General features: G+C 70.5%; 11 protein-coding genes, 1 pseudogene and 1 riboswitch. Of the genes and pseudogenes, 3 read left to right on the top strand and 9 right to left on the bottom strand.

What is annotated here, in order from left to right; genetic code table 11:
• Positions 1–20 precede the first annotated feature (20 nt).
• The 4 genes and pseudogenes from ACH4E7_RS01515 to ACH4E7_RS01530 all read right to left on the bottom strand — a co-directional run.
• A pseudogene (locus ACH4E7_RS01515) lies at positions 21–479 on the bottom strand (TetR family transcriptional regulator); the annotation flags it as partial.
• A gap of 161 nt (positions 480–640) precedes the next feature.
• Positions 641–1009 (bottom strand): DUF4288 domain-containing protein, encoded by a 369-nt coding sequence (locus ACH4E7_RS01520; protein ID WP_396246965.1) that lies wholly within the window; start codon positions 1007–1009, stop codon positions 641–643.
• Between the two features lie 95 nt (positions 1010–1104).
• On the bottom strand, positions 1105–1377 hold the full coding sequence (locus ACH4E7_RS01525) for a hypothetical protein (RefSeq protein ID WP_396246966.1): 273 nt from the start codon (positions 1375–1377) through the stop codon (positions 1105–1107).
• Positions 1374–1805 (bottom strand): ATP-binding protein, encoded by a 432-nt coding sequence (locus tag ACH4E7_RS01530; RefSeq protein ID WP_396246967.1) that lies wholly within the window; start codon positions 1803–1805, stop codon positions 1374–1376. Before ACH4E7_RS01530 ends, ACH4E7_RS01525 begins: the two co-directional genes overlap by 4 nt.
• Positions 1806–2021: 216 nt before the next feature.
• On the opposite strand from ACH4E7_RS01530, the gene ACH4E7_RS01535 reads away from it, so the two are divergent.
• Together ACH4E7_RS01535 and ACH4E7_RS01540 are read left to right on the top strand one after the other, a co-directional pair.
• Positions 2022–2879, top strand: coding sequence for a helix-turn-helix transcriptional regulator (locus ACH4E7_RS01535; RefSeq protein ID WP_396246968.1), 858 nt, complete (start codon positions 2022–2024; stop codon positions 2877–2879).
• Between the two features lie 17 nt (positions 2880–2896).
• On the top strand, positions 2897–3085 hold the full coding sequence (locus ACH4E7_RS01540) for a DUF397 domain-containing protein (RefSeq protein WP_396246969.1): 189 nt from the start codon (positions 2897–2899) through the stop codon (positions 3083–3085).
• Positions 3086–3147: 62 nt separating this feature from the next.
• Here ACH4E7_RS01540 and ACH4E7_RS01545 read toward each other — a convergent pair whose 3' ends face one another.
• The 5 genes from ACH4E7_RS01545 to ACH4E7_RS01565 all read right to left on the bottom strand — a co-directional run bounded on the left by ACH4E7_RS01545 (position 3148) and on the right by ACH4E7_RS01565 (position 11219).
• A complete protein-coding gene (locus ACH4E7_RS01545; protein WP_396247142.1) occupies positions 3148–4143 on the bottom strand; it encodes a ribonucleotide-diphosphate reductase subunit beta in 996 nt (331 codons plus the stop codon).
• A 23-nt stretch (positions 4144–4166) separates the two neighbouring features.
• Positions 4167–6587 carry a ribonucleoside-diphosphate reductase subunit alpha gene (locus tag ACH4E7_RS01550; RefSeq protein ID WP_396247143.1) on the bottom strand — a complete coding sequence of 807 codons (2421 nt, stop codon included), beginning with the start codon at positions 6585–6587 and terminating at the stop codon, positions 4167–4169.
• 192 nt (positions 6588–6779) lie between these two features.
• Positions 6780–6936: riboswitch (cobalamin riboswitch) on the bottom strand.
• Positions 6937–6985: 49 nt separating this feature from the next.
• On the bottom strand, positions 6986–8725 hold the full coding sequence (locus ACH4E7_RS01555; RefSeq protein ID WP_396246970.1) for a glycosyltransferase family 39 protein: 1740 nt from the start codon (positions 8723–8725) through the stop codon (positions 6986–6988).
• Positions 8722–9795: a glycoside hydrolase family 26 protein gene (locus ACH4E7_RS01560; protein ID WP_396246971.1), complete on the bottom strand. Its 1074-nt coding sequence runs from the start codon at positions 9793–9795 to the stop codon at positions 8722–8724. The genes ACH4E7_RS01555 and ACH4E7_RS01560 overlap by 4 nt, the downstream gene beginning before the upstream one ends.
• A gap of 5 nt (positions 9796–9800) precedes the next feature.
• A complete protein-coding gene (locus ACH4E7_RS01565; RefSeq protein WP_396247144.1) occupies positions 9801–11219 on the bottom strand; it encodes a glycosyltransferase family 2 protein in 1419 nt (472 codons plus the stop codon).
• Between the two features lie 434 nt (positions 11220–11653).
• On the opposite strand from ACH4E7_RS01565, the gene ACH4E7_RS01570 reads away from it, so the two are divergent.
• The gene (locus ACH4E7_RS01570) at positions 11654–12871 is read left to right on the top strand and encodes a ricin-type beta-trefoil lectin domain protein (RefSeq protein ID WP_396246972.1); all 1218 of its coding nucleotides are present in this window, start codon (positions 11654–11656) and stop codon (positions 12869–12871) included.
• The last annotated feature ends 297 nt before the right edge of the window (positions 12872–13168 follow it).

A 13168-nucleotide genomic window follows, 5' to 3' on the forward strand; every position in this document is an offset into this window, starting at 1 on the left:
CCGGGCGGGGGAGTCGACCGCTACCGAGGGGGTGCGTCCAGGGCGGGGGCGATGGCGGCGAAGGCCTGGTCGGTCAGCGCGGCCGGGTCCTCGGCGCCGTCGCTGTCGCTCCAGCGCTGGAGCACGACGTCGAAGGCGGTCAGGGCCGTTCCGGCGGCGAGCCGGGGGTAGAGGCCGGTCTCGGGGTCCAGGCCCAGCCGGTCGGCCAGTTCGGCGGCCAGTTCCTCGCGCCACTGCGCCTGACGCTCCAGGAAGCGGGCCCGCAGGGCCGGCGTGCCCAGGATCAGTTGCACCACCCGCAGGGTTCGGTCGGCGTGGCCGGCGCAGGCGTCGATGGCGGCCCAGACGGTGTTCCGCAGCGCGGTGGAGGGGCGTTCCTCGGCGGGCCGCCCGGCGAGTTCGGCGCGCATGCCGCCGCCCATCTCCGCCAGGAACCGGACGACCACGTCCTCCTTGGACGCGAAGTAGCGGAAGAACGTCCAGCGAGGTCCGGTTCTGCGCGGCTGAGTGGTGGGAGGAGTGAGGCTGGCGCGGTGCACAGAAAGTCGGCGGGGCCGACTTTCTGTGCACTGGGCCGCGCGTGGATGTCCGCCCCTGCCTGGCGTTCACGCCAGGCAGGGGCGGGGAGTTCAGGGCCCGCTCACACCGTGTTGGCGGGGTTGGATGCTTCCGGCTGGAAGGTGACGTCCATCGGGAACGGGTTCGGGACGATGTCGTCGGACCAGAGGCAGGCGACTTCGACGCCGTCTTCGATGGTGGGGTCGAGCATGTCCAGGGCTTCGACCTCCACCATGGCGACCCTGGACGTGCCACCCGCCGCGTTGGCGTAGACCCGCTCATCCTGGCGCCCCCGGGCCAGTGCCAGTTCCAGGCCGGTCTCGTCGTCGTCGGCTCGGATCAAGTACACCGATACCGAATACAGAAGGGTGTTGTCGCTGCTTGACATGTGTGCGAAGCGGATGCGGCAGCTGAACCAGCAGGGGCCGGTAGCGGGGTCTGTAGAGCTCACGAGAGCAATCTAGAGCCGTAGTCGGATGCGCACGGAGGAATTTTGCGGTTCCCCCGTCCCCGCTCGGCGTGAACGCCGGGCGGGGACGGGGGAGTTCAGGGGGTGTGGGTGGTGATGGTGATCGGGTGGGCGGTCCAGTCGGTCATCTCGCCGACGTAGAGGATGACGCTCCAGCGGCCGCTGCGGGCGAGGCAGCGGGCGGCGCCGGTGCCGCCGCCCGGGCCGATGCAGCAGCGGATGAAGTCCCGGTGGGCCTCGCGGATCGGGAGTGCGCGCACACGCTCCCAGAGGACGGGCAGCGCGTGGTCGAGGCTGGGGAAGTCGGTCGGCAGCATGATGCCGGCGATCCCGGCCCGGACGGCGCTCACGCGGCGGCCGCCTCGGGGGTGACGTGGCACCAGATGAACTTGCCGATGCCGCCCTCGCGCGGGGAGCAGCCCCAGCTCTGCGCCAACTCCTGGACGAGGAACAGGCCCCGGCCGGTCTCGGCGGAGGTGGAGATGGGGCGGGGCATGGGCTTCTCGCTGTCGGCGTCGTGCACCTCGATGCGGAGGGTGGCGTCCGGGCTGAGGTGGAAGCGGACGAAGATCAGGCGGCCGCGCGGGACACGGGCGTGCTGGACGGAGTTGGTGACGAGCTCGCTGACCAGCAACTCGCCGGTGGGGAGGAGGGGTTCGCCGCAGGGGTGGGGGAGGAGGAAGGAGCGGAGCTCCTGGCGGGCGGTTCGGGGGGACTTGCGGTGCCGGGGCAGCCAGCAGGTCTGCTCGGCGGGGGTGGTGGAGACGGTTTCAGGCATGGCGGGGCCACCTCTGGAGTGTGCAGGTGAGAGCGGCTGAAGAAGGCATGGGGATGCCCGGGGAAGAGCCGCCATGATCACCCTGTGGTGATCTAGCGACTACATGCAGTAGCTTGCATCCGCTCGCGTTCCATCCGCAACTGAGACTTTGGAACTCGTTCCAAGATTCGGCTGCGACGGTACGCTGGTAGTGGTCCATGCATGAAGGGGCGTCAAATGAGCGATGTGCGGCCGACGGTGCGCCGTCGAAGGCTGGCTGCCGCGCTGGTCAAGCTGCGAGAAGAGGCGGGCAAGACGCCTGAGGAGGCGGCTCAACGGATCGGTTGCCACCGGACCAAAATCAGCCGGATCGAGAACGCCAGATTGGGAATCTCGCTTGGCGAGCTGCGTGATCTGTTGACCTTCTATGGCGTTGATGATCAGGCGTATGTCGATGACATGGTGGCCATGGCACGGCGCGGCCGCGAGTCGGGCTGGGTGCAGCGTGCGAGCTTGGCGAGGCCGTCATACTCGGACTTCATTGGCTACGAGGAGACGGCTGACTACATCCGGTCGTTCCAAAACGTGTTGGTAGCAGGCCTGCTGCAGACGCCGGACTATGCCCGAGCCGTGCTCCAGGCGCGACCGTCCACGCTGAGCAAGGACGAGGTGGAAGCCCTTGTAACTGCTCGGATCGCGCGGCAGGAGGTGTTGAACCGTGCCGACCCGCCGCGTGTCTGTGTGATCGCAGGGGAAGCGGCGCTGCGAGTCCAGGTGGGCGGGGTGAAGGTCATGAGTCAACAGCTGGACCGGCTCTCGGAGATGGCGGAGCGGCCCAACATCGAGCTGCAGATACTGCCGGATCGGGCGGGAGCTCATGCCGGGCTCATGGGGTCGTTCGTATTGTTCAGCTTTCCTGTGCCGACGTACTCGGACGTCGTGTGCGTCGAACATCGAACGGGGACGCTTTACATGGAGACTCCAGCGGAGACTGAGGACTACACGCTGATCTTCGATTCGCTTCGTTCGATCGCCTTGAGCCCTGCTGACAGTCTCGACATGATCGCTCGGGTACGGCAGGAGCTGTACCGCTAAGCAGCAGGGAGGTAAGCATGTTGGTGTGGCGTAAGAGCAGTTACAGCGGGCAGGGCGGCGACTGCGTCGAGGTGGCTGATGGTGTGATCGGCCTTGCGCCGGTCCGTGACTCGAAGGACCCGGATGGGCCGGCGCTGCTGTTCGCGGCTGACGCCTGGGCTTCGTTCGTCGCAGGGGTCAAGTCCGGGGAGTTTCCGACCGACTGAAACAACAGAGGTGCCCCGCACGGGCTGTGGCCGTGCGGGGCACCTCTGTCGTATCTGACCTCTTAGAAGTCGTCGTCGAAGGAGACCGAGCCCTCGACAGCCACCTGGTAGGCCGACACCCGGCGCTCGAAGAAGTTGGTCAGCTCCTGGACGTTCTGGAGCTCCATGAAGCCGAACGGGTTGGTCGAGCCGTACCGGATCGGCATGCCCAGGCGGGCCAGGCGCTGGTCGGCCACGGCCTCCAGGTACTGGCGCATGGAGTCGGTGTTCATGCCGGCCAGGCCGTCACCGCACAGGTCCTGGGCGAACTGGAGCTCGGCCTCGACGGCCTCCTCCAGCATCTCGGTGACCTGCTTGGCCATCTCGTCGTCGAAGAGGTCGGGCTCCTCCTCGCGCACGGTGTCCACCACGGAGAACGCGAAGTCCATGTGCATGGACTCGTCGCGGAACACCCAGTTGGTGCCGGTCGCGAGACCGTGCAGCAGGCCGCGGCTGCGGAACCAGTACACGTACGCGAACGCGCCGTAGAAGAACAGACCCTCGACGCACGCCGCGAAGCAGATCAGGTTCAGGAGGAACGCGCGGCGGTCCTCCTTGGTCTGCAGCGAGTCGATGTGGTCGACCGCGTTCATGTACTTGAAGCAGAACTTCGCCTTCTGGGCGATGGAGGGGATGTTCTCCACCGCGGCGAAGGCCGCCGCGCGGTCCTCCGGGTCCGGGAGGTAGGTGTCCAGCAGCGTCAGGTAGAACTGCACATGGACGGCCTCTTCGAACAGCTGCCGCGAGAGGTACAGCCGCGCCTCGGGCGAGTTGATGTGCTTGTAGAGGCTCAGCACCACGTTGTTGGCGACGATCGAGTCGCCCGTCGCGAAGAAGGCGACCAGGCGGCCGATCAGGTGGCGCTCGCCCTCGCTGAGCTTCGCCAGGTCGGCGACGTCGGAGTGCAGGTCCACCTCCTCGACGGTCCAGGTGTTCTTGATCGCGTCGCGGTACCGGTCGTAGAACGACGGGTAGCGCATCGGGCGCAGGGTCAGCTCGAAGCCGGGGTCGAGCAGCATCTTGCGGTCTTCGTTCGGGGTGCTCACTGGCAGGCCTCGCAGGACTCGGGGTTCTCCAGGGAGCAGGCGATGGCGGCTTCCTGCTCCGGGGTGAGGGCGGGGGTGCCCATGGGAATCGTGTTGGCGGGCACCGGCGCGGCGGCGCGCGCGGCACCGGAGGCGGCCTGGGCGATCCGGGTGGCCGGGCGCGAGCGCAGGTAGTAGGTGGTCTTCAGACCGACCTTCCACGCGTAGGCGTACATCGAGCTGAGCTTGCCGATGGTCGGCGCGGCCATGAACAGGTTCAGCGACTGGCTCTGGTCCAGGTACGGCATGCGGGCCGCGGCCAGGTCGATCAGCGCGCGCTGCGGCAGCTCCCACGCCGTGCGGTACAGCGAACGCACCTCGGCGGGCAGCCAGTTGAACTCCTGGACGGAGCCGTTGGCGTCGCGCAGGGCGTCGCGGGTCTGCTGGTCCCAGACGCCGAGCTCCTTGAGCTCGCGCACCAGGTAGGGGTTGACCTGCAGGAACTCACCGCTCAGCGTCTCGCGCTTGAACAGGTTGGACACCTGCGGCTCGATGCACTCGTACACGCCGGCGATGGACGCGATGGTCGCGGTCGGGGCGATGGCCAGCAGCAGCGAGTTGCGCAGGCCGGTCTCGGCGATCCGGGCGCGCAGCGCGGTCCAGCGGTCGGCCCACTGCGGGGCGGCCGACGGGAAGTGGTCGATGTGCAGCTCACCACGCGCGGCGCGGGTCTCGCCGTACGCCTCGTGGCGGCCGAGCTGCTCGGCCAGGTCGGCGGAGCGCTCGTAGGCGGTGAGCATGATGCGCTCGGCGATCAGCGTCGAGAGCTGCTTCGCCTCCGCCGAGTCGAAGTCGATCCGCAGCTTGAAGAAGACGTCCTGCAGGCCCATCACGCCCAGGCCCACCGGGCGCCAGCGGGAGTTGGAGGTGCCGGCCTCGGTGGTCGGGTAGAAGTTGATGTCCACCACGCGGTCGAGGAAGGTGACGGCGGTGCGCACGGTGGCATCCAGCCGCTCCCAGTCCATCGCGCCGAGCAGGTCCTCGACCGAGGCCCCGTCGGCCACGTGCGCGCCGAGGTTGACCGACCCCAGGTTGCAGACGGCGGTCTCGGAGTCGTCCGTGACCTCCAGGATCTCGGTGCACAGGTTGGAGGAGTGCACCGTGCGGCCCGGCAGCGCGGTCTGGTTGGCGGCCCGGTTGGAGGCGTCCTTGAAGGTCATCCAGCCGTTGCCGGTCTGCGCCAGGGTGCGCATCATGCGGGCGTACAGGGTCTGCGCCGGGATGGTGCGCACGGCCTTGCCGGCCAGCTCGGCCTTGCGGTAGGCCTCGTCGAACTCGGCGCCCCACAGGTCGACCAGCTCGGGGACGTCGGCGGGGGAGAACAGCGACCAGTCCTGGTTGGCGTTGACCCGGCGCATGAACTCGTCCGGGATCCAGTGCGCCAGGTTGAGGTTGTGGGTGCGGCGCGCCTCCTCACCGGTGTTGTCGCGCAGCTCCAGGAACTCCTCGATGTCGGCGTGCCAGGTCTCCAGGTAGACGCAGGCCGCGCCCTTGCGGCGGCCGCCCTGGTTGACCGCGGCGACCGAGGAGTCGAGGGTGCGCAGGAACGGGACGATGCCGTTGGACTTGCCGTTGGTGCCGCGGATCAGGCTGCCGCGCGAGCGGATGCGCGAGTAGGACAGGCCGATGCCGCCGGCGTGCTTGGACAGGCGGGCGATCTGCGCGTAGCGGTTGTAGATCGAGTCCAGGTTGTCCAGCGGGGAGTCGAGCAGGTAGCAGCTCGACATCTGCGGGTGCCGGGTGCCGGAGTTGAAGAGCGTGGGCGAGGAGGTCAGGTACTCCAGGCGGCTCATCAGGCCGTACAGCTCGGCCACTTCGCGCACCGACTGCTCGGAGTCGCCGACCGCCAGGCCGCAGGCGACGCGGAGCAGGAAGTGCTGCGGGGTCTCGATCACCTTGCGGGTGATCGGGTGGCGCAGCAGGTAGCGGGACTGGACGGTGCGCAGGCCGAAGTACTCGAAGCGGTCGTCGCCGGTGGCGTCGATCAGCGCGTCCAGGGCGGCGGCGTGCTTGGCGACGAAGGCCGCGGTGGTGTCGCCGATCAGGCCCTCGGCGTGGCCGACGGCGATCGAGGCGGAGAAGGAGACCGAGCCCTGGCTGTTCGCCTCGTCGACGATCTCCAGGGCGAGCAGGCGGGCCGCCAGCTTCGAGTACTGGGGGTCCTCGGCGATCATCGACGCGGCGGCGTCCACGGCCAGCCCGCGCAGCTCGGCGAAGTCCGAACCGGCGTGGCGGCCGCGCAGCGCGGCGGCGGCGACATGGCCGGGGTCGACCTCGGTGAGGTCGGCGCTGCGGTCGGTGAGCAGCCGCAGCAGCGCGCCTCCGGGGTCGGAGACCGTCGGGTCGGTGAAGGCGGTACCGGAGCCCTGGGCGGGCAGGGTGGCTGAGGCAGCGGTGGTCAAGGCGCTCTCTCCTGGCGGCGATCGGCGGCGGTGATCGGGTGGCGCCGGGCCGATCTGGGCAGGGGAGCACGGCGCGAACGCAGAACGCGTCGCGCGACGGTGACTCCCCGGCCCGCCCGCGAGGCCCGGAGGGGTACTGCTCGTGCTGGCGCGGCCTCTGCGGGAGGGCCGTGGCGCACGCTGTTCGGCAGGTACTCGGACTCACGGGCACGGCTGCTGGAGCCGTCCGCACACCGCTGCGGGGCAGTCCCGGACTCCCACCGGGTTCCCCTGCATCGACAGCAGGAGTGAGCATACATGTAGTGCCGAGGGACTGAGGCGGCACCATATGTTGTGCCTGTTGTGTCGCGGACGCCGGCGGTTCCGGCGGGCTGTCAGTGCTTCAGGTACACCTTGTAGGTACTCGAATCACCGGTCGGGGAGGTGAACTGGGCGATCAGCTTGTACTGCCCGCTGGCGGTCAGGGCGGCGCTCAGGGCCCGGTCGGTGGCCTCCGGGGCGGTGCTGTCGAGGACGACCATGGTGAACCAGCCGTCCCGGATCGCGGCCGTGCTGCCGTCCTCGCCGTGGTGCTGCACTCCGGCGCCGTCGCGGTAGTCCGTCCCGGCCCGCGCCGAGACCCACTGCGCGGGTTTGCTGACGCTGCCCAGGTAGTACTCGGCGAGGCCGTCGACCTCGGTGAGGTAGTGGCCCTGGGGGACGGCGTGCGCCCGCAGGACGGCCAGCAGGCGGCCGGAGTCGGGCCCGTTCTGGTAGCGCAGGGCGGACTGTTCCATGCCGAGGGCCAGCAGCGCGACCCAGGCCAGGATGCCCAGCTGGGGGTGGCGGAAGTGGGCACCGACCAGCCGGGTGAGGCCGACGCCCGCGAGCGGGGTGGCGAGCAGCATGCCGTAGCCGAGGTGGCGGAACAGCGCCCCGGAGGTGCCGGTCCACAGGTGGACGGCCGGGATCAGCAGCGCGGTGGCGGTCAGCACGGTGCCGAGCAGGGCGCGCTGGGCGCGGGTGGTGGCGGCGCCGTCGTTCTCGGGCGGCTCGTGTTCGGTCATCTGCTCGCGGTGGGCGTACGCGACCGCGCCGGCCACCGCGAGGAGGGTGAACAGGCCGCCCCACTGGACGGTGCCGAGCAGGATGGAGCCGGTCGAGCCGGGGGCGTTGCCGTGCGAGGGGGACCAGTGGACGACCTTCCCCAGCAGGCCGTAGGGCAGCAGCAGGAGGGTGGTGCCGACGGCCAGCAGCAGGGCGCGCAGGGCGGCCGGGCCGGGCCGGCGGTGGGGCCAGGCGCAGGCCAGGGCCAGCAGGACCAGGGCGGGGACGGCGAAGGCCGCCGAGTAGGCGACGGCACAGGCCAGTGCGGCGGCCGGGGCGGCCAGCAGGACCAGGGCCGGGGAGCGCCGGGCGGTGAACACCGTGGTCCAGGCCGCGAGGGCGACCAGCAGGACGGCGAGGGACTCGGGGGCGCCGTAGAAGCCGACCACGACGGTGGACTGCAGCACGGCGTAGGCGGCTATGCCGCAGATGGCGACCCGTTCGTTGAAGAGCCGTCGGGTCAGCGAGTACAGCAGCACCGTCGTGAGCAGCGCGAAGCCTAGGCTGAGCAGCCGGGTGCCCCAGATGCCGCCGGCGTTCGCGGCGGCGCCGGCCAGCGGCGGGTACAGCCAGGGCGAGCCGGGGACGCGGTCGAGCAGGTCGGTGGTGACCGGGGTGCCGTGCAGGAGGTGGGCGAGCTGCTGGCGGCCGGCGACCATGGCGGCGGCCTCGTCGGGATGCGCGGCGGCGAGCAGGCGCAGGGAGAGTGCGGCCTGGACGCCCAGGACGGCGCCGAGCAGGCCGCGGGCGATCCAGCGGCGCCGGGGGCTGGAGGCCGGGTCCCAGCCGATCGCGGGGACCTGCGGGATGGTGTACGGGGCCAGCTCGACGGCATCGGGGTTGTCCACGGCCACGGCCACGGGCACGGCGGTGGCCGCCGCCCGGGCCCGGCGGGGTGCGGGCACGTCCGCCTCCGGCGCCTCGGCGGCGGGGGCCTGCGGGGCGGGGATCCTCGCGGCAGGGGTCTTCGGGGTGGGGGCCTTCGGGCGGGGGGAGAAGACGTTGAACTCGGGCTCTGTACTCATCATGGGTTCCGGATGTCGAAGCCGTAGCGGGGGGCGGACACGCGCTGCTTGACGGCGGAGAGGGTGTCCGGAACGGTCTCGACCCGCCAGTCCGCTCGCTTGATCATGTTGAACCAGATGAAGCCGACGATGTCGTCGTGCGCCTCCATCCCGGAGAACAGTTGGTCGACGAACGCGCGCTGGTGCCTGCCCTGCTCGGCGGCGGTCTCGCTGATGAAGAAGGGCTTCTTGCAGAAGGTGCGGATCTCGGCCATGGTCGGGCCGTACAGGGTCTCGAAGGTCTTGGGGCCGTCGTTGGTGAAGTAGCCGGTCATGCCGGCCCAGTCGACGTAGTTGTCGCCGGGGTAGTACGGCGCGAGGCGGGTGTTGGGCGCGGGCACGGTGATGTTGGGGCTCCAGACCCAGATCACGTTGGTCGCGCCGGCCTGGTCGAAGATGTCGTGGACGTGGCGCCATGCCGCGACGAAGTCCTGGGAGCTGGCGGTCTTGCGGCCCCACGGGTACCAGTCGCCGTTCATCTCGTGCGCGATGCTGATGGCGATGGGCAGGTTGAGCTTGGCCACCGCCTTGGCCACGCCGCGCACGTAGTCGTCGGTGTCGCCGGCCGCGATCGAGGCGAGCGAGTGGTCGTACGGCTCCCAGGCCATGAAGGGCAGCGCCCCGGCCTCGTAGATCCGGCGCACGCCGGCGGTGTCGAAGCCGCCCTTCCAGTGGGCGTAGTACTCCAGGATGTCGGGCTGCTTGCCGATCGCGGAGGTGTAGCCGGGCAGCGCGTCCATCGAGGCGGGCACGCCGGTCAGGGCGGCGCCGAGGTACTTGCGGCTCGGCTTGAGCAGCGGGGTGATGTCGTACGGGACGCCGGTGGGCAGGGCCTTGGGCTTGGCGGAGGTGCTCGGGGCGGGCGCGCCGGGACCGCCGGCGGTGGCGGTCGACGCGGGCTGGGCGAGGTCCTCCTGCAGCGCGAAGCCCGGGTCCGCGGGGCCGCAGCCGGTGGCGAGCAGCAGGGCGGCGGTCAGCAGCGGGAGCGCCAGCCGACGACGGGGCAGGCCGGCCCGTCGGGGATGGGCGGACATGGTGATCACACTGCTTCCGTGGGGCGCGGCTGGACGAGGACCCGGCCGACGATGGTGGCGTAGAAGAGACCGGAGGCCAGGACGAGGGCGAAGTTCAGCGGGCCCATGGTGAGCATCCGCCAGATGCTCGTCCCCACCCAGAGCAGGGCGGTCCCGCCGCCCCAGACGATCACGCCGAGCCAGAACCGGCGGGTCTTGTTCTTCTTGGCGCCGCTGGAGCCGGTCGGCTGCCAGGCCATCCGGTTGCGGCGCACGATGTCCCAGATGGCGAAGACGTGCGCCCAGCCGTACATCATGCGGGCGGCCCAGGCCTCCAGCCGGTAGGGGTTGCGGTGCCAGAGCGGGAAGATGACCGTCGCGTAGATCAGACCGGGCAGCACCAGCGCGGTGTTCTGCCAGCGGACCAGGTCGGGCCGGGCGAGTAGCAGGATGATCGGGACGAGCGGCGAGACGATGGTGAACAGCGCCGTGTGGATGTAGTAGAAGAACCCGGACAGGTAGCAGGCGCGGGTGACCGGCCGCAGCTTGGTCTGCCAGAACTTCCGGCTGCCGAGCAGGCTCATGGAGCCGGTGCACCAGCGGTACTGCTGGTTGAAGAAGCCGCCGACGTTGTCCGGGCAGACGCCGGTGGCCAGGGCGACGGGTATGTACTGCAGGTCCCAGCCGAGGCGGCGCAGGTCGAATCCGGTGTGCACGTCCTCGGAGTGGCCGATCAGCGTGGTGCCGCCGTTCTCCTCCAGGGCGGCCCGCCGGTAGATCGCGCAGCTGCCCACGCAGATGGCACCGTCGTTGCGCTGCCGGGAGACCTGGACGGTCCGGTAGAACAGCTCCTGGACGGCGCCCGCGCCGCGCTCGATCCAGTTCTGCGAGTCGAGGATGCGGAAGAACTGCGGGGACTGGACGATGCCGAGGCGGGGGTTGGCCTCCATGTAGGGGAGCATCTCGTTCAGCAGGTCCGGCCGGGGCGCGAAGTCGGCGTCCAGGATGAGGATGTAGTCGCTGTCGGAATTGCGGAAGCCGAACTGCAGGTTCCCGGCCTTCTTGAACCAGCCGAGCTTGTCGCGGGTGCCGTAGACGAATTCGAAGTCGACGGCCATCTGCGCGAGCTGGGGGCTGTTGCTGTCGTCGAGGACGTACGGGGTGACCTCGCCCGGGTAGTGGTCGCGCAGCCGGGCGACGTGGGTCCAGGTGTTGTGCAGGACCTCGATCGGCTCGCCGGCGACGGGCAGGAAGATGTCGACGGTCGGATAGCGCTCGGGCTGCCAGGACTTGACCAGCGCGCGGTGCGCGGCGATGTCGAAGGTCTCGTTGAAGCCGTGCACCCACCGGGAGATCAGGTAGTACACGACGGTGAAGGCGAGCGGCGGGACGAAGACGAAGAACCACGGCGTCGCGCTGAGCAGACCGATCTCGCTGGCCACCATGCAGGCGAAGCTGATCAGGGAGAAGCAGGTCAGCACCCACAGGTGGGTGCGCGCGTACAGGTACTTCTCGGTGTTGTCCGGCGGCTGGGGGAGCAGGCCCCACTGGTTGCGGGCGCCCGGGTCGCGCCGGCTCCGGCGTCGTGAGGCGGGTGGTTGACCGCTGCCCGCGAGTCGCGTGCTCTCGGTGACAGTCACGTGCTCTACTCCCCCGAAGCCGTACCGATCTGAACCCTCCCCGCGGGCCTGCCGTTACCCGGTCGGACGGCGGGGGACGCCAGGATCGTACGGGACCCATCGTTGTGAATTCGCTCCCCCCTCTTCCGTCAGCCATCCGGAACCGATATCGAGTTCCGATCGTGATGTGAACCGGAGTGCCGCGGAGCACTTGTGTACGGTTGTCCGCCCAGGGGGCGAGGACGGTTCGGGGAAACGTGATGAACATCGAGGTCGGTGGGGCCGGGCGCGCGGTGCGCAGGCTGCGGGCGGTCGCCGCGTTCGGCGCGGTCGCCGCGCTGCTGGCCGGGTGCAGCGGCGAGGTCGGGGCGGTGGAGCAGCCGCCGACCGCCACCGCGTCGGCGTCGGCGAGCCAGTGCTCGACCCCGCAGAACCCCTTCCCCAAGCTGGCGTTGGACGGCGGGTCGAAGATCCTCGAACCGAACCCGTGGAACACGGCGGGCACGGTCTGCGTGGACCCGGTGGGCGAGACCGGCTTCACGGTGTCCCAGATCCGCGACTTCGTCCCCAAGAACCCGCTGGCCCCGGGCGCCTACCCCAATGTCTCCACCGCCCCCGGCGCGAGCGGGCTGCCGGTGCCGGTCAGCGCGCTCGGCGACGCGACCGCCGACTGGGACGCCAACGGCCGGGTGAGCGGCTCCTTCAACCTGTCCTTCGACCTCTGGTACGGCTCCAGCCCGGACAACTGCCTGCCGGGGGAGAGCGCCGAGTTGATGGTGTGGCTGGACGCCACCGACAACGTGCGCCCGGCCGGGGACAAGGTCGACGACGCCCAGCCGTTCGGGGACGCCGCGTACAACGTGTTCCAGGCGCCGATCACCGGCCCGCACAGTGTGATCAGCTATGTGCGCACCACGCCGACCCACACCACCCGGGGCCTCGACCTGCGGCTGTTCACCGCCGACGCGATGGCCCGCGGGTACGTCCCCAAGGGCTCCTACCTGTGCCGGGTGCAGGCCGGCTTCGAGGTGTGGAGCGGCGGCACCGGCCTGCGCAGCGAGTCGTTCGCCTTCCACAACCGGGCCGGGCTGCCGGTCGGTGAGATTCCGGCCGGGGCGCCCGGGATCTGCCTGCGGCACGGCGGCGGCGGGCCGGCCGGCGCCCCGGTGACCGTCGGGGCCTGCGGCGACCCGGGCTCGTCGACCAGCTGGACGGTGGGCAACGACGGATCGCTGCGCGGGGGAGCGGCCTGCCTGGCGCCGGGCGCCGACCGGACCTCGGTCACGCTGGCCGGGTGCACGGGCGGATCCGCGCAGCGCTGGGTGCCCACCGCCGGGGGGCGGCTGACGCACCAGGACTCGGGGTTGTGCCTGGGCACCGCGGGCGGCGCGCTCGCGGACGGGACGGCGGCGCAGCTGCGCCCGTGCGCGGACGTGGTCTCCCAGCGTTGGAGGATCCCGTACAACGGGGTCTCGTGAGCGGGCTGCTCGTCGCCCCTTGACAGCCTTGACGTTTCGTCCGCGCACCCGCCATGGGCGTGGCCGGGCTGATGCCCTAGCATTCCGGCCATGAGCGATCGACCGGTACCGAGTGGCGAGCCGGGCCAGCCCTACCCGCCACCGCAGCAGGCACCGGCCGGGGGGCCCGCTCCGGCCACCGGTGTGCCACCGCAGTCTCCGAGCGGTGCATTCGGCCCCGCGACCGGCTTCGGGCCGCCGCCCGGTGCACCTGCCCAGCCACCCCAGCAGATGACGCCCCGTTCGTCGTCGCAGCCG

Source organism: Kitasatospora sp. NPDC018058 (assembly GCF_044327205.1).
Classification (GTDB): Bacteria; Actinomycetota; Actinomycetes; order Streptomycetales; family Streptomycetaceae; genus Kitasatospora.